The sequence below is a fragment of the Tessaracoccus sp. MC1865 genome (assembly GCF_017815535.1).
In the GTDB taxonomy this organism is placed as follows: Bacteria; Actinomycetota; Actinomycetes; order Propionibacteriales; family Propionibacteriaceae; genus Arachnia.
The window spans coordinates 1,612,676-1,628,484 of record NZ_CP072596.1 but is presented as its reverse complement, the minus strand read 5'-3'; the positions used below and the strand labels follow the sequence as shown (position 1 = coordinate 1,628,484).

At 68.8% G+C, this 15,809-nt stretch carries 15 protein-coding genes; 1 reads left to right on the top strand and 14 read right to left on the bottom strand.

Annotated elements, in window-relative coordinates:
* Positions 1-30 precede the first annotated feature (30 nt).
* Entirely contained in the window at positions 31-882 is an 852-nt protein-coding gene (locus J7D54_RS07455) for a proteasome assembly chaperone family protein (protein ID WP_182764674.1), read from the top strand.
* Between the two features lie 55 nt (positions 883-937).
* Here J7D54_RS07455 and rpe read toward each other — a convergent pair whose 3' ends face one another.
* From rpe to efp, 14 genes are all read right to left on the bottom strand, one after another.
* Positions 938-1,591: a ribulose-phosphate 3-epimerase gene (gene rpe, locus J7D54_RS07450; RefSeq protein WP_182764675.1), complete on the bottom strand. Its 654-nt coding sequence runs from the start codon at positions 1,589-1,591 to the stop codon at positions 938-940.
* A 59-nt stretch (positions 1,592-1,650) separates the two neighbouring features.
* Positions 1,651-2,961 carry an RsmB/NOP family class I SAM-dependent RNA methyltransferase gene (locus J7D54_RS07445; protein ID WP_182764676.1) on the bottom strand — a complete coding sequence of 437 codons (1,311 nt, stop codon included), beginning with the start codon at positions 2,959-2,961 and terminating at the stop codon, positions 1,651-1,653.
* Complete coding sequence (fmt, locus tag J7D54_RS07440) at positions 2,958-3,869, bottom strand: methionyl-tRNA formyltransferase (protein ID WP_182764677.1); 912 nt, start codon at positions 3,867-3,869, stop codon at positions 2,958-2,960. Before fmt ends, J7D54_RS07445 begins: the two co-directional genes overlap by 4 nt.
* On the bottom strand, positions 3,866-5,800 hold the full coding sequence (locus tag J7D54_RS07435; protein WP_182764678.1) for a hypothetical protein: 1,935 nt from the start codon (positions 5,798-5,800) through the stop codon (positions 3,866-3,868). The genes fmt and J7D54_RS07435 overlap by 4 nt, the downstream gene beginning before the upstream one ends.
* Before the next feature lies 1 nt (position 5,801).
* Entirely contained in the window at positions 5,802-6,989 is a 1,188-nt protein-coding gene (gene metK / locus J7D54_RS07430) for a methionine adenosyltransferase (protein WP_182764679.1), read from the bottom strand.
* An 84-nt stretch (positions 6,990-7,073) separates the two neighbouring features.
* Positions 7,074-7,421 (bottom strand): DNA-directed RNA polymerase subunit omega, encoded by a 348-nt coding sequence (rpoZ, locus tag J7D54_RS07425; protein WP_182764680.1) that lies wholly within the window; start codon positions 7,419-7,421, stop codon positions 7,074-7,076.
* 34 nt (positions 7,422-7,455) lie between these two features.
* Entirely contained in the window at positions 7,456-7,986 is a 531-nt protein-coding gene (gene gmk / locus J7D54_RS07420; protein ID WP_182764864.1) for a guanylate kinase, read from the bottom strand.
* A gap of 42 nt (positions 7,987-8,028) precedes the next feature.
* Positions 8,029-8,340 (bottom strand): integration host factor, actinobacterial type, encoded by a 312-nt coding sequence (mihF, locus tag J7D54_RS07415; protein WP_076058934.1) that lies wholly within the window; start codon positions 8,338-8,340, stop codon positions 8,029-8,031.
* 113 nt (positions 8,341-8,453) lie between these two features.
* Positions 8,454-9,266 carry an orotidine-5'-phosphate decarboxylase gene (pyrF, locus tag J7D54_RS07410; protein WP_182764681.1) on the bottom strand — a complete coding sequence of 271 codons (813 nt, stop codon included), beginning with the start codon at positions 9,264-9,266 and terminating at the stop codon, positions 8,454-8,456.
* Positions 9,263-10,333, bottom strand: a complete 1,071-nt coding sequence (locus tag J7D54_RS07405; RefSeq protein ID WP_245243899.1) for a quinone-dependent dihydroorotate dehydrogenase — start codon at positions 10,331-10,333, stop codon at positions 9,263-9,265. Before J7D54_RS07405 ends, pyrF begins: the two co-directional genes overlap by 4 nt.
* Complete coding sequence (carB, locus tag J7D54_RS07400) at positions 10,318-13,620, bottom strand: carbamoyl-phosphate synthase large subunit (RefSeq protein ID WP_182764682.1); 3,303 nt, start codon at positions 13,618-13,620, stop codon at positions 10,318-10,320. Before carB ends, J7D54_RS07405 begins: the two co-directional genes overlap by 16 nt.
* The gene (carA, locus tag J7D54_RS07395) at positions 13,620-14,747 is read right to left on the bottom strand and encodes a glutamine-hydrolyzing carbamoyl-phosphate synthase small subunit (protein ID WP_182764683.1); all 1,128 of its coding nucleotides are present in this window, start codon (positions 14,745-14,747) and stop codon (positions 13,620-13,622) included. The genes carB and carA overlap by 1 nt, the downstream gene beginning before the upstream one ends.
* Positions 14,748-14,766: 19 nt before the next feature.
* Positions 14,767-15,195 (bottom strand): transcription antitermination factor NusB, encoded by a 429-nt coding sequence (gene nusB, locus J7D54_RS07390; protein ID WP_076058947.1) that lies wholly within the window; start codon positions 15,193-15,195, stop codon positions 14,767-14,769.
* Complete coding sequence (gene efp, locus J7D54_RS07385) at positions 15,196-15,759, bottom strand: elongation factor P (protein ID WP_076058949.1); 564 nt, start codon at positions 15,757-15,759, stop codon at positions 15,196-15,198. It lies immediately after the preceding gene.
* Between the last annotated feature and the right edge of the window lie 50 nt (positions 15,760-15,809).

Sequence of the window (15,809 nt, the reverse complement as noted above, 5' to 3'; positions counted from 1 at the left end):
AAGGCTAGCCGTACCCGGTAGGCTGGACGAATGCAGTTCGCGCCTTTGGACGGTCTCCGAGACCCCGCAGTGGTGATCGGGTTCTCCGGTTGGAACGACGCCGGCAATGCGGCCAGTGATCTGCTGCGCCATCTGATGGACTCCTATCCCGGCACTGACGCGGGCATCATCGACGACGAGCGTTACTGGGATTACCAGCAGACGCGGCCCATGCTCCACCGCACCGCGGACGGCGCCTGGGTGGAGTGGCCGGCGCTGCGGTTGCGCGCCGTGCATCACCCGGATCGCGACATCATCGTCGTCCTGGGACCCGAACCGAACCTCCTGTGGCGGCAGTTCTCCATGGACCTGGTGGACCGGATCAAGAAGATCGACCCGGAGATCGTCGTGTTCGTCGGCGCCATGCTGAGCGACACGCCCCACACGCGTCCGCTACCTGTGGGCGTCTACACCAGTGATCCCGCCGTCGAGCGGAAGTACAACATGGACGCCAACGACTACACCGGGCCCACGGGCATGATCGGGGTGGCCGGGCAGCTGATGCTGCACGAGCGCATCCCTGCAGCTTCGCTGTGGGTGTCGGTCCCGCATTACGTGTCGTCGCCGCCCAACCCGAAGGCGCAGGACGCGCTGCTCACTGAGCTGGAGGGGATCCTGCACGTGAAGATCCAGCACGCGGAACTCCCCGCCGAGGCGGACAAGTGGACGCTCGCGGTGGACCAGTTGAGCGCACAGGACCCCGATATCGCCGAGTACATCGGCCAGCTCGAGGAGGCCCGCGACACCGAAGAGGTGGAGGGGGCCACGGGCGACACGATCGCGGCCGAGTTGGAGAAGTTCCTGCGCCGCCGTCAGGGCGACGACCAGCCGAACGGCAACTGACGGGATTTGCTGCCACATCGGGCCATATCCGGGCGATGTGGCAGGAATCTCCCGGCTAGTGCTGGCAGGCCGCGACGGCCAGGTCGCGCAACTGGTTGACCATCGCGTCGGGGTCGGCCGCGTTGTAGACCGCGGAGCCCGCCACGAAGGTGTCCGCGCCGGCCTCCGCGCAGCGCTCGATCGTCTCCGCGCTCACGCCACCGTCGACCTGGATCCAGATCGGGCGGTCCCCCAGCAGCTCGCGGGTGCGACGCACCTTCGGCAACACCAGGTCCAGGAACTTCTGGCCGCCGAAGCCCGGCTCGACGGTCATCAGGAGCACCATGTCGACCTCGTCGAGCATGTCGGCGTACGAGTCGATGGGGGTGGCCGGCTTCAGGCCGATCGAGGCGCGGGAGCCCAGCCGGCGCAGCTCGCGGGCCAGCCGGATGGGTGCGTGGGCGGCCTCCACGTGGAAGGTCACGGACTCCGCACCGGCCTCGGCGTAGGCCGGAGCCCAACGGTCCGGGTCCTGGATCATCAGGTGGATGTCGAGCATCTTGTCCGTGGTCCTGCGGATGGACTCCACCACGGGCAACCCGATGCTCAGGTTCGGCACGAAATGGTTGTCCATGACGTCGACATGGATGGCGTCGGCGCTGCCGATCCGCCCGATCTCCGTGGCGAGGTTGGCAAAATCGGCGTTGAGAATGCTCGGGGTGATACGCATGACAGCACCCTATCGAGTGGCGGAAGAGCGATCTCGGCGGGAGGTCGGCAGCGGACCGGTCAGGAACCCACGCGCAGCAGCGCGAGGTACATCGCGTCTGTGCCATGGCGCTGAGGCCACAACTGCACATCGTCTCCCAGCGCGCTCTCAGGCACGTCGGGCAGCGCGTCCGCAGCGTGCAGCCGGGCGACCTCGGGGTGCTCAGCAAGCACGTCGTCGACGACCTCGACCGTCTCCGCGCGGTGGGGCGAGCACGTCACGTAGGCCACCACTCCCCCGGGCACCGTCGACGCGATGGCCTGACGGAGCAGGTCGCGCTGCAGGCCGCCCAGCGACGTGACGTCCTCCGGACGCCGGCGCCACCGCGACTCCGGGCGACGACGCAACGCGCCCAATCCGCTGCACGGCACGTCCACCATGACCTTCGAGAACTGGCGACCCCAGGCCGGGAGGGTGCCGTCAGCCGTGATCGCCACTGCGCCGTCCGGGTAGGCGGACAGGGCCTGCTGCACCAGCCGAGCGCGGTGCTCCTGCGACTCCGATGCGACCAACCAGGTGCCCTCCTCGCGCGCCAGGCCGGTGAGCAGGGCCGCCTTGCCGCCCGGGCCGGCGCACATGTCCAGCCACGGGCCGGCCGGCGCCTCCGTGCGGGCCAGCGCCCATGCGACGAGCTGGGAACCCTCGTCCTGCACGCCGACGCGGCCCTCGCGCACCGCCGCCTGCTCGGCCGGGGCGCCGTCGGTGGTGGCGCCGAAGGGCGAGAACCGGGTGGGGGTGGCACCGGACAGGTCGCCGATGGTGGCCAGGCCCGGGCGCACGACGAGGGTGGGATGCGGCGGCTCGTTGTTCGCTGCGAGCGCACGCGGCAGCTCATCCGGAGTGAGCAGGTCCGCGTAGGCGTCGACGATCCAGCGCGGATGGTGGCCACGGATGGCGAGTTCGTCCAGTGGACCGGCTTTCTTGGACAGCTGGTCGAGCCACCCGTCCAGGTCCTTGGCCGAGATCTTGCGCATGATGGCATTCACGAGCCCCGTGACCCGCTGGCCGACGGTGGCGCGGGCCAGGTCGACCGTCGAGGTGACCGCCGCGTACTTCTTCATCTTCATGCCCAGCAACTGGTGAGCGCCGAGCCGCAGCACGTCGACGACGGCGGGCTGGAGCGTGTTCAGCGCCCGTCCTGCGGCGGCCTCGATGACACGGTCGTAGGTGCCCATCAACCGGCACGTGCCCGAGACGAGTTCCGTGACGAGACCGGCATCGCGGGTCTCCAGCCCGGCCGTGGCCAACCGCTTGGCCAGCGCCAGGTTGGCGTAGGCGTCTTCGCCGGTGATCTGCCGCAGCACGTCGAACGCCACCTTGCGGGGATTCATGTCAGAGCCTTCCCTGCCACGCCGGAGCGGGCCCAGTCGATGGCCGGCATCCGTCGCTTCCCGGGGGCCTGCACCTCGAGGAGTTCGAGCGTGCCCTCCCCTGTGCCGACGAAGACCTGCCGCTTGGTTGCGTCGAGTTCGCCCGGCGCCAGGGCATGGTCATCTGCGACCGACGCCCGGTAGATCTTGAACCGCTGCCCGTCGAGTTCGCACCAGGCCCCCGGGTCCGGCGAGCACCCCATGATGAGGTTCCTCAGTTCCTGCGCCGGCCGTGCCCAGTCGAGGCGGGACTCTTCGACGGTGATCTTGGCTGCGACGGTGAGACCCTCGGCCGGCTGCGGCGTGGGCCGCTCCCCCGCCGCCACCATGTCCATGGCCCGGACGAGCTGGTCCGCGCCGCTCTCCGCGAGCGCCGCCAGCAGCTCACCTGCGGTGGCGTCGGGCATGGGACGCGATTCCATCAGGTACACGTCGCCCGCATCCAGTTCCCGCACGATCTGGAAGCAGGCGGTGCCGATCTCCTCGTCGCCAGCCATGATCGCGCGCTGGACCGGCGCCGCCCCGCGCCACCTGGGCAACAGGGAGAAGTGCAGGTTGACCCAGCCGTGGGCCGGGATGTCGAGCGCCGACTGCGGCAGGAGCGCGCCGTAGGCGACCACCGGGCACACGTCGACGGCGAGTTCCCGCAGGCGGGCCTGGAAATCCGCATCGCGGGGATGCGCGGGCTTCAGCACCTCGATCCCCAGTTCCTCCGCCCGCACGGCCACCGGCGACGGCGTCAGTCTGCGGCCACGGCCGGCGGGCGCATCCGGCCGGGTGACCACCGCCACCACCTCATGCTGCGACGCCACCAGGGCGTCGAGCGAGGGAACGGCGACCTCGGGGGTGCCGGCGAACACGAGCCTCATCTGTCCTCCAGGGATTCGGGATCGACGTGAATACTGAGCTGGCCCTTTTCCTTGCGGGCGGAGCGGATGGCGGCGGCGCTCTTGACCCGCCGCGTCAGTTCGCGGGCGTCCTGGACGGGGGTACGCAGCAGCGCAGCCCAGCGGTCAGGGCCCACCTCTGTGGGGCCGAGGATATCCACACCGGCCCAATCGTCGTTGTCGAGGAACTCGCGCACCGCGTCGGCGTCGCCGACGATGCGCGCCATCTTGACCGCCGGGGTCAGCCCGGCCTCGGCCCGGTCTGCGAGTTCCCTGGTGGCGAAACCGGCGAGATCCGCCCGCAGCATGGCCTGCACCGTGGGATGGGTCGCTGAGCCGACCAGCAGGACGGAGCCCCCGTCGAGGGGACGGCGCGCCAGCGCCGCGGCGTTGGACCACCGGCGCATCGCCTCCTCCGCGGCCCGCAGGCTGACCCGGGAGAGTGTGACCTCGGTGTCGAGGATCAGCACGCCTGCGTAGCCTGACGGGGCGCTGGGCTCGGCGCCGGGCGTGGCCACCACGATGGCGGGTTCGTCGGGGATCTCGTCGCGGATGTTCTTGGCTGAGCTGTTGACGGCGAGGGCCCCTGGGAAGGCGCGCGCCAACTCCTCCGCGGTGCGGGCGGCACCGGCCAGCGGCGTGCGGAGGCGCGACGTGTGGCAGTGCGGGCAGGTCCAACGCGTGGGCTTGAACCCACAGAGCGAACATTCGGGCTCGTCCCGGCGACGGGCCCGCATGGGGCCGCTGCACTTGGCGCACACGGCACGGTTGCCGCACCGCTGGCACGCGAGGGAGGCCGAGTGGCCGGTCATCGGCACCTGCACGAGCACGGGGCCCTGCGGCAGGTGGTCGCGGAGGAAGCGGAAGGCCAGCGAAGGGATGCGCAGGCGGGCCGCGGTGGGATCGTGTTCGCGCTCGACCTCCCCGACGGCCCGCACCGGCGCTACGATCCGCCGTGCCTCGGTGGGGGTGAGGCTGAGTTCGGCCAGCCAGCCGCGCTCGACGAGCGCCTGGGCGTCCACGCTGCGCGAGTACCCCGCCAGCATGAGGGCCGCGTTCTGGCGCGCCGAGCGCAGGATCGCTACCGCGCGGGCATGGGGGTACGGGGCGCGGAGTTCCTCGTGGGCGTCATGGCCGTCGTCGACGACCACCACCAGGCCCAGATCCTGCAGCGGCGCGAAGACGGCGCTGCGAGTACCCAGCATGATGCGAGCCTGCCCACGCGCGGCGGCGAGATAGGCGCGGTACCGGGCCGAGCGGCCGGCCTCCGAGGCCAGCGCGCCCACGGCACCGTGCCCGAACACGGCCCGGAACCGGGCCACGGCAGGGGTGAGCTCGCGCACCGTGGGGAAGACGACGACGGCGGAGCGGCCGGAACGCAGCGTGGCGTCCACGGCCTCGATCACCCCGCCGAGCAGGTCGCCCGCTCCCCCATGCACAGCGGCCGCCTGCCACACCAGGCGGGGCGAGCGGCCCTCCCCCAGCGCGTCGAGCAACGACTGACCGGCAGGGTACGACGGCAGCACCGAGGCCTGCTCCAGGGGTTTGGGGTCCGGCCATTCGCGTTGTGGGGCCTTCTCGGTGGCAGCGTGCCGGGGCGCAATGGCCAGCCGGGCGACATCAGACCAGACCCCCGCGTAGTGGTCTGCCACTCCCCGGATCAGTTCGTACACCTCAGGGGTGGCGATGGGTTCCGAGGAGACGACCTTGCTGAGGCGCGCGAGCGAGGCGACCTCAGAGGTGTCGGCGATCTCGATGAGCCACCCGTCGCGCTGGGTTCCGGCGAACGGCACCTTCACCCGGGCGCCGATGGTGGCCACCTCGACCAGTTGGTCTGGAATCTCGTAATCGAACAGCCGGTCCAGGTGGGCCAGCGCCATGTCGACGGCGACCCGCGCCACCCGGCCCGTCACGTCATCCCTTGACAGCAGCCGCCAGTGCGTCGACCCGGTCTGTGCGCTCCCAGGTGGCCGACGGGATGTTGCGGCCGAAGTGGCCGTAGACCGTCACGTCGGAGTAGATGGGCCGCAGCAGGTCGAGGTCGCGGATGATGGCCCCGGGTCGTAGGTCGAACGTGGCCAGCACCGCAGTGCGGATCTGCTCCTCGGGCACCGCGTTGGTGCCGAAGGTGTCCAGGTAGAAGCCCACGGGGTGCGCCTTGCCGATGGCGTAGGCCACCTGCACCTCACAGCGCTCAGCCAGGCCGGCCGCAACCACGTTCTTGGCGACCCACCGTGTGGCGTACGCCGCGGAGCGGTCCACCTTCGAGGGGTCCTTGCCGGAGAACGCGCCGCCGCCGTGGCGGGCCATGCCGCCGTAGGTGTCGACGATGATCTTGCGGCCGGTGACACCCGCGTCGCCCATGGGGCCACCGATGACGAACTTGCCGGTGGGGTTGATGAACACCCGCTCAGGCATGCCGAAGCCGTATCGCTCCAGGACAGGGCCGATCACTTCGCGGCGCAGGTCCTTGTGGATGTGCGGCTGCGTGACCTCTGTGCTGTGCTGCGTGCTCACCACGACGGTGTCGATGCCCTCGGGACGCCCGTCGTCGCCGTAGCGGACGGTGACCTGCGTCTTGCCGTCCGGGCGGAGGTACTCGAGCGTGCCGTCCTTGCGGACCGCCGTCAGTTGCTCGGCCAACCGGTGCGCCAGGTCCACTGGCAGCGGCATGAGCGCCTCGGTCTCGTTGCAGGCGAATCCGAACATGAGCCCCTGGTCGCCGGCGCCCTGGGCGCTGGCGATGTCGCCGTCCGCGTCGACCCGACGCTCATAGGCGTCGTCGACGCCCTGGGCGATGTCCGGGGATTGGGCGCCGATGGCGACGGTCACGCCACAGGAGGCGCCGTCGAAGCCCTTGTTGGACGAGTCGTAGCCGATCTCGAGGATGCGCTTGCGGGCAAGGTTGGCGACATCGACGTAGCCGGAGGTGGAGACCTCACCGGCAACCACGACCAGACCGGTGGTCACAAGGGTCTCAACAGCGACCCGCGACTCCTTGTCCTGAGCGAGGAGGCCGTCGAGCACGGCGTCGGAGATGGAATCAGCGATCTTGTCCGGATGGCCTTCAGTGACCGATTCCGAGGTGAACAGACGGCTCACGGCAGAGCACTCCTAGCGCGGCAACAAGCCGCATAGTGGAAGAAGGGGTTGTTGTGGCGGCGATAAGCCGCCCCCTTGGGTGCGTCAGGAAGACGCGACTTCGGTGTCCGCGAAGGGATCAACGAAGGAGAACGCGGGATCCGCAGTGGCGGCGGCGGCAGCAGCTGCCTCTTCTGCCTCGGGATCGATCTGGGTGTACTGCAGGAGGCCTTCGCTCATCTCGCGCAGCGCGATGGACAGCGGCTTCTCCTCAGGAGCAGCGGAGACCAGCGGGCCGACGTTCTCGAGCAGGCCCTCGCCCAGCTGCGAGAAGTAGGCGTTGATCTGCCGAGCGCGCTTCGACGCGAACAGCACAAGCCGGTACTTCGAGTCGACGTTCTTCAGCAGGTCGTCGATCGGCGGGTTGGTGATGCCTTCGGGCACGGTGTTCAAGGTGATCCTTTCACGTTGTGATCACAGAGACAGGTCACAAGCTCATTAAGCTTACCAAAGCGGCGACCGTTTCATCGAGCGTGACATTGACGATCACGTGATCGGCCTCGTCGACCTGCGCCAGTTCGATCTTCGCCGTGTCCAGGCGGCGGGCCATCGTCTCCTCGTTCTCCGTGCCGCGGCCCCGGAGCCGGCTCACCAGCTCCTCCCACGACGGAGGGCTGAGGAAGATCAGCCGGGCTTCCGGCAGGTTCTGCTTCACCTGACGCGCACCCTGCAGGTCGATCTCCAGGATCACGGGGCGCCCGGCCGCGACGGAGGCGAGCACGGGCTGACGGGGGGTCCCGTAGTAGTTGCCGTGGACCTCGGCCCATTCCAGCAGCTCCCCCTGCGCGATCAGGTCCCTGAACTCGTCGATGCTGACGAAGTGATAGCTCTTGCCCTCCACCTCACCGGGACGCGCTGCGCGGGTGGTCATGGACACGGAATAGAAAGGTTCTGGGTGGAGCGACCGCAGCTTTGCACAGACGGTGCCCTTGCCAACGGCGCTCGGGCCGGAGATCACCCACACGGGAGAAGAAGTCACCCGCCCGAGCTTACCGCCGCCTCACTTGAAGAGTTCAGTGAGGCGGACCACCTGGTGGCGGCCCAGCCCACGGATGCGACGGTTGGGGGCGATCTGGAGGTTCTCCATGATCTCGCCGGCCCGGGTCACGCCCACGCGTGGCATGGAGCGCAACAGATCCACCACCTTGATCCGCGACAGCGTCTCGTCGTCGACCGCCTTGTTCAGTGCATCGGTGAAGGAGAGGTCGCCGTTCTTGACCTGCTCCTTGAGGTTCGCGCGGGCTCGGCGTGCCTCTGTGGCAGCCGCCCTGGCCGCTTCAAGCTGCGCGCTGCTCAACTGAGGAATTGCCATCGGAGTTCCCTTCAATCCTTCATAGACAGCACCGGCAACGGTGAACAGGTGCTCCCCAAAAGATACCGCCTCTGGGCCCAAAAGTTCAGCCTTAAGGGTGGTTTTTGCCAGCATTAGGTGAGCAGGGACGCAATCTCCGACTGCAGCGTGGTGGTCTTCTCCCGTAGCTTGTCGTGCCCCGAACCGATCACTGCCCGGCTCGTGGTGGGCAACACGTGCTTCAGGCTTTGCCCGAACAATTCCGCTATTCCCGCGACGGTACCGCCTTGGGCGCCGAGACCCGGCACGAGGATGGACGCGTTGAAGTCGCTCAGATCACACCCGGAGTCGCCGTGCGTGCCGCCCACCACGAGCCCCACAGCGTGATCCGCGGAGGGGTTGAGCGCCGCGATGGTATCCACGACGTGTTGGGCGACGGTGACGCCCCCGGTGGTGGCCAGCTGCACCGACGCACCCTCAGGGTTGGACGTGCGGGCCAGCACGTAGAGGCCCTGTCCACCGGCCACCGCCGCGTCGATCGCCGGCTGCAGCGAGCCGACCCCGAGGTACGGCGACAGCGTGATGGCGTCTGCGCGGGTGGGTGCGTCGTCGCCCAGGAACGCGGTGGCGTAACCGTCCATCGAGGACCCGATGTCACCGCGTTTCACGTCGAGGATGCTGAGCGCACCGGCCTGCCGGATGTCCTCAAGGACCCGCTCCAGGACGGCGACGCCCCTGGAACCGAAGGCCTCGAAGAAGGCGGACTGCGGCTTGAAGACGGCCACGATGTCGCCGATCCCCTCGACGATGCCCCGGGCGCAGCGCTCGAGCCCGTCGACGCTGTGGGGCAGGCCCCAGGCCGCTAGCACGGACGGCATCGGGTCGATGCCGACGCACAGGCGACCACGCGAAGCTGTGGCGGCGGTCAGTTTCTCGGCGTAGGTCATGACGCCTTCCTGTATTCCTGGATCCCGCGCACCAGCGCAGGGCCCTCGTAGATGAATCCGGTATAGAGCTGTAGCAGCGCCGCGCCCGCGTCGAACATCCGACTGCCGTCAGCGGGGCTCATGATGCCGCCCACCCCCATCAGGGGCAGGTGCGTGGACGCCGCCAGGTGCTCGACGAATGCCAGTGCCCTCACGGTCAACGGCCGGCCGCTCAGCCCACCCGTCTCGCGGGCCAGATGCTGGTCCGGAGGGGTGAGCCCGTGGCGCGACAGCGTGGTGTTGGTGGCGATGACGCCGGACACCGCCGAATGGTTGAGCACCGCGAGGGTCTCCGCCAGATCTGCGCCCTCGAGATCTGGGGCCAGCTTCACGAACACCGGCACGGGCCGGTGGCGGTTGAGACTCGCAGCCTCGGCTGTGAGCGCACCCAGCAGTTCTGCCAGCTGGTGCGCGGCCTGCAGGCTGCGCAGGCCGGGCGTGTTGGGGCTGGAGACGTTGACGGCGACATAGTCGGCGAAGGGCGCGAGCAGTCGCAGCGACGTGAGGTAGTCCGCCGTCGCGTCCTCCAGGGGTGTCACCTTGGACTTGCCGATGGAGATGCCCAGCGGGATGCCGACTGCGCAGTTGCCCCGTGCGATGCCCTTCGCGCGCAGGGTGGTGGCGAGGGCGGCCGCTCCCCTGTTGTTGAAGCCCATGCGGTTGACGATGCCCTCGGACCGGACGGCGCGGAACACCCGGGGCTTGGGATTGCCCGGCTGCGCCAGCGCGGTGACCGTGCCGAGTTCGGCGAAGCCGAAACCGAAACGTGCCCAGGCCTGGGCCGCGACCCCGTCCTTGTCGAGGCCGGCGGCCAGACCCACCCGGTTGGGGAAGCGGATGCCCGCCACCGTCACCGGGTCCGACACGCGGCCCCGGGCACCGCCCGGGACCTTGGCCAACACGTCGATCATGGCCTCGTGCACCCGCTCGGGATCTCCCCCGGCGGAGCGGAACAGGCCGGCCCGGAGGCCGTGGTATCCCGCCCGGAGCCCGCGGGTGACGAGGCCGACCATCAGGCCTGCGCCCATTCCTGCAGCGACCTCACGCCCACCTCGCCGCGCTGGAGCGCCTCGATCCCCTGCGTGGCCGCGGCCAGGCCGGGCACCGTCGTGATCGACGGCACGTCGGCCAGCACTGCGGCGGTGCGGATGAGGTAGCCGTCCTCGCGGGTGCTGGCGCCCGACGCGGAGCCCTCCGGCGTGTTGAAGATCAGGTCGATCTCGCCGGACTTGATCATCTCGACGATGGACTTGGACTCCTCGCCCTCCTTCAACTCGGAGAGCTTGAGCACCACTTCGGCGGCCACGCCGTTGCGGCGCAGCACCGAGGCGGTGCCGGCCGTGGCGAGGACGCGGAAGCCCAGGTCGACGAGGCGCTTGATGGGCCAGATGGCGTGGCGCTTGTCACGATCCGCGATGGAGACGAACAGCGTGCCCCCGGTGGGCAGCGGGCCGCCGCCGGCGTCCTGCGACTTGGCGAAGGCGGTGCCGAAGTTGTCCGACAGGCCCATCACCTCGCCGGTGGAGCGCATCTCCGGCCCGAGCAGCGTGTCGACGAAGGCACCGGCGGTGGTGCGGAACCGGTTGAACGGCATCACGGCCTCCTTGACCGCGACCGGCGCGTTCGGACGCGGCGTCGAGCCGTCGCCCTCGGCGCGCAGCATGCCGCTGGCGCGCAGGTCTGCGATGCTGCGGCCCATCATGATCAGCGCCGCGGCCTTGGCCAGTGAGGTGTTCGTGGCCTTGGACACGAACGGCACCGTGCGGGAGGCGCGCGGGTTGGCCTCGAGCACGTAGAGCGTGTCGCTGTGCACGGCGTACTGGATGTTGAGCAGGCCGAGCACGCCCACGCCCTGCGCGATGGCCAGCGTGGAGGTGCGGATCTCCTCGATGACGGCGTCGCCCAGGGTGATGGGTGGCAGTGCGCACGCGGAGTCGCCGGAGTGGATGCCGGCCTCCTCGATGTGCTCCATGACGCCGCCGATGTACAGCTCGTTGCCGTCGTACAGTGCGTCGACGTCGATCTCCACGGCGTCGTCCAGGAAGCGGTCGACGAGCACCGGCTGGTCCTCGCTCACCTCCGTGGCCTTGGCGATGTAGGTCTCGAGGGCCTCGTCGTTGTAGACGATCTGCATGCCGCGCCCACCCAGCACGTAGCTGGGGCGCACGAGCACCGGGTAGCCGATCTCCGCGGCGATGGCCTTGGCCTCATCCGCGGTGACGGCCATGCCGTGCTTCGGCGCGGGGAGGCCGGCGCGGGCGAGCACCCGCCCGAAGGCGCCGCGCTCCTCGGCCAGGTTGATGGCCTCCGGCGAGGTACCGACGATGGGCACGCCCGCGTCCTTGAGGATCTGGGCGAGCTTCAGCGGCGTCTGGCCGCCCAGCTGGCAGATGACGCCGGCGACGGGGCCGGCCTGCAGCTCGGCGTGGTAGATCTCGAGCACGTCCTCCGCGGTGAGCGGCTCGAAGTAGAGCCGGTCCGAGGTGTCGTAGTCGGTGGAGACGGTCTCGGGATTGCAGTTGACCATCACGGTCTCGTACCCGGCCTCGCGCAGCGCCATGGTGGCGTGCACGCAGGAGTAGTCGAACTCGATGCCCTGGCCGATGCGGTTGGGGCCGGAGCCCAGGATGAGCACGGCCTCCTTGGTGCGGGTGGGCACCTCCGTCTCCTGGTCATAGGTCGAGTAGAGGTACGGCGTGCTGGCCTCGAACTCCGCGGCGCAGGTGTCCACCGCCTTGTACACCGGGCGGATGCCCAGCGCGTGCCGGACGCCCCGCACCACGTCGGTGGTGAGGTTGCGCAGCTTGGCGATCTGGGCGTCGCTCAGCCCGTGGCGCTTGGCCTTCCGGAGCAGTTCCGGAGTGAGCTGGTCCCTGTCGCGCACCTGGCGGGCCACGTCGAGGAGGATCTCGAGCTGGTCGAGGAACCAGGGGTCGATCTTGGTGGCTTCGAAGACCTGTTCGACGCTCGCCCCCGCGCGCAGGGCCTTCATGACCACCTGGAGCCTGCCGTCGAACGGCCGCGACGCGGTCTCGAGAAGTTCCTCGACGCTCTCGTCGATGGGCATGTTGAACTCGAAGGGGGCCTTCGGGTCCTCCATGGAACGCAGGGCCTTGCCCAGCGCCTCGGTGAAGTTGCGGCCGATGCCCATCGCCTCGCCCACAGACTTCATGTGGGTGGTCAGGAACGGGTCCGCCGCGGGGAACTTCTCGAAGGCGAACCGCGGGATCTTGACGATCACGTAGTCCAGCGTGGGTTCGAAGCTCGCCGGGGTCACCTTCGTGATGTCGTTGGGGATCTCGTCGAGCGTGTAGCCCACGGCGACCTTGGCGGCGATCTTCGCGATCGGGAAGCCGGTGGCCTTGGAGGCCAGCGCCGACGAGCGCGACACCCGCGGGTTCATCTCGATGACGATCATGCGACCGTCGTCCGGGTTGACGGCGAACTGGATGTTGCAGCCTCCGGTGTCGACACCGACGGCGCGGATGACGCCGATGGCGACGTCGCGCATGCGCTGGAACTCGCGGTCCGTCAGCGTCATGGCGGGCGCCACCGTGATGGAGTCGCCGGTGTGCACGCCCATGGGGTCGAAGTTCTCGATGGAGCAGATGATGACGACGTTGTCCGCCTTGTCACGCATCACCTCCAGCTCGTACTCCTTCCAGCCGAGGATGGATTCCTCGATGAGGACCTCCGTGGAGGGCGAGGCTGCCAGGCCGGCGCCGGCGATGTTGCGCAGTTCTGCCTCATCGTGCGCGAAGCCGGAGCCTACGCCACCCATGGTGAACGACGGGCGCACGACGACCGGGTACCCCAGGTTCTCGGCGGCCGCGACGACCTCCGCCATGGTGTGGCAGATGTGCGACTTGGCCACCTCCGGCGGCCCGCCGGGGATGTCCAGGTCGAGGCAGATCTTCTTGAACTGCTCGCGGTCCTCACCGCGCTGGATGGCGTCGATGGACGCGCCGATCAGCTCCACGCCGTACTTCTCGAGCACACCGTTGTCGTGCAGGGCGACGGCGGCGTTGAGCGCCGTCTGGCCGCCGAGGGTGGCGAGCACCGCGTCGGGGCGTTCCTTCGCGATGACCCGCTCGACGAACTCAGGCGTGATGGGCTCGACGTAGGTGGCGTCGGCGAAGTCCGGGTCCGTCATGATCGTGGCCGGGTTCGAGTTGACCAGGACCACGCGGTAGCCCTCTTCGCGGAGGACACGGCAGGCCTGGGTGCCGGAGTAGTCGAATTCGCAGGCCTGACCGATCACGATGGGGCCCGAGCCGATCACCAGGATCGACGAGATGTCTGTGCGACGCGGCATCAGGCGTCCTTTCCGGCCGAGATGACCGACACGAACCGGTCGAAGAGGTAGTTGGCGTCGTGGGGGCCGGCAGCGGCCTCCGGGTGGAACTGCACGGAGAAGGCCACGAGGTCCCCGTCGCGGCGGAGTTCGAGACCCTCGACGACGTCGTCGTTGAGGCACTTGTGGCTGACGCTCACCTGGCCGAACTCGGTGTCGACGGTTCCCTCCAGGGGCGCGTCCACGGCGAAGCCGTGGTTGTGCGACGTGACCTCGATGCGGCCGGTCGTGCGGTCGACCACCGGTTGGTTGATGCCGCGGTGACCGAACTTGAGCTTGTAGGTGTCGAAGCCGAGCGCGCGGCCGAAGAGCTGGTTGCCGAAGCAGATGCCGAAGAACGGCACCTTGGCCTCCAGCACCTCGCGCAGCAGCGCCGTCGGGGCCTCAGCCGTGGACGGGTCGCCGGGTCCGTTGCTGAAGAACACGCCGTCCGGTGCGTAGCTCATCACCTCGTCGAAGGTGGCGTGGGCGGGCACCACGTGCACGTCCAGGCCGCGGGCGGCCAGCTGCGCGGGAGTCATCGACTTGATGCCGAGGTCCACCGCGACGATCGAGTACAACCTGTCGCCCTTGGCCTCCACCGTGTACGGCATCTGGGTGGTCACGTCCCCGACGAGGTCCTGACCCGCCATCATCGGCTGGTCCAGCACGCGCGCGAGCAGTTCGTCCACGTTGTCGGTCTCCGTGGAGATGCCCACGCGCATGGCGCCGCGGTCACGGATGTGGCGGGTGAGGGCACGGGTGTCGATATCGCAGATCCCGACGATCCCCTGCTCGCGCAGTTCGTCGTCGAGGCTCCTGGCGGAGCGCCAGTTGGAGGGACGGGGCGCGGGGTCGCGCACGATGTAACCGGCCACCCAGATGCGGCCGGATTCGCCATCCTCGTCGTTCCACCCGGTGTTGCCGATGTGGGGGGCGGTGGCCAGCACCACCTGCCCGCGGTAGCTGGGGTCTGTCAGGGTCTCCTGATATCCGGACATGCCGGTGGAGAACACCAGCTCGCCGAACGTCTCGCCATTGGCGCCGAAAGATCGGCCACGAAACACGCGCCCATCCTCCAAGACCAACAATGCGGGAACGGGACTCATGCGTTACCTCTTTCGGAGATCAGTTCGTGTTTGGCTTCGCGCCGGCGGCCTTGGCCAATAGGCCATTGAGGAACGCCGGTGATTCATCGGTGGACAGATCTCCCGCGAGGCGGACCGCCTCGGAGATGACTGCGCCTGGAGGGGTGTCGGTGTAGTCGAGCTCGAAGATCGCCATGCGGGCGAGGTTGCGGTCGACTGACGGCATGCGGTCCAGCGGCCACGCGGCGGAGGCGGCAGCGGAGATCCGGTCGTCGATCTCGTCGAGGTGCTCAGCCACACCGAAGACGATTTCGCGCGTCAGTTCGCGGACGACGCCGCCAGACAGCGTTCGCTGCTCGGTGAAGGTCTCGCTCAGAGAATCGCCGCGCTGCTCCGCCATGAACAGGATGTCGAGAGCAGCTTTGCGGGCCTTGGTCTGCGCGCTGTAGTGGGAGGGGCGCTCAGACATTTAGCTTGAAACGCGTCCGAGGTAGGAGCCGTCGCGGGTGTCGACCTTGACCTTCTCACCGTTGGTGATGAAGAGGGGCACCTGGATCTGCTTGCCGGTCTCCAGCGTGGCGGGCTTGGTGCCACCGGTGGAGCGGTCGCCCTGCAGGCCCGGCTCGGTGTAGGTGACGATGAGTTCCACGGAGGTGGGCAGTTCGATGAACAGTGGAGCGCCCTCGTGGGTGGCGACGAACGCGTTGGTGTTCTCGAGCAGGTAGTCCTTGGCGTCGCCGACGGTCTCCGCGGGGACGTGGAGCTGGTCGAAGGTGGCGATGTCCATGAACACGTAGTCGTCGCCGTCCATGTAGAGGTACTGCATCTCCGAGCGGTCCACCGTCGCGGTCTCGACCTTGGTGTCGGCGTTGAAGGTGCGATCGACGATCTTGCCGCTCAGCACGTGCTTCAGCTTGGACCGCACGACCGTGTTCCCCTTGCCGGGCTTGTGGTGCTGGAACCACTGCACCTGCCACAGCTGGCCATCGAGATCGAGGACCATTCCGTTCTTCAAATCGTTGGTCGAGACCATGTCTGTTCTCCTCAGTGGATCGGGGGCTGCGGCCAACGGAGCATTCTACG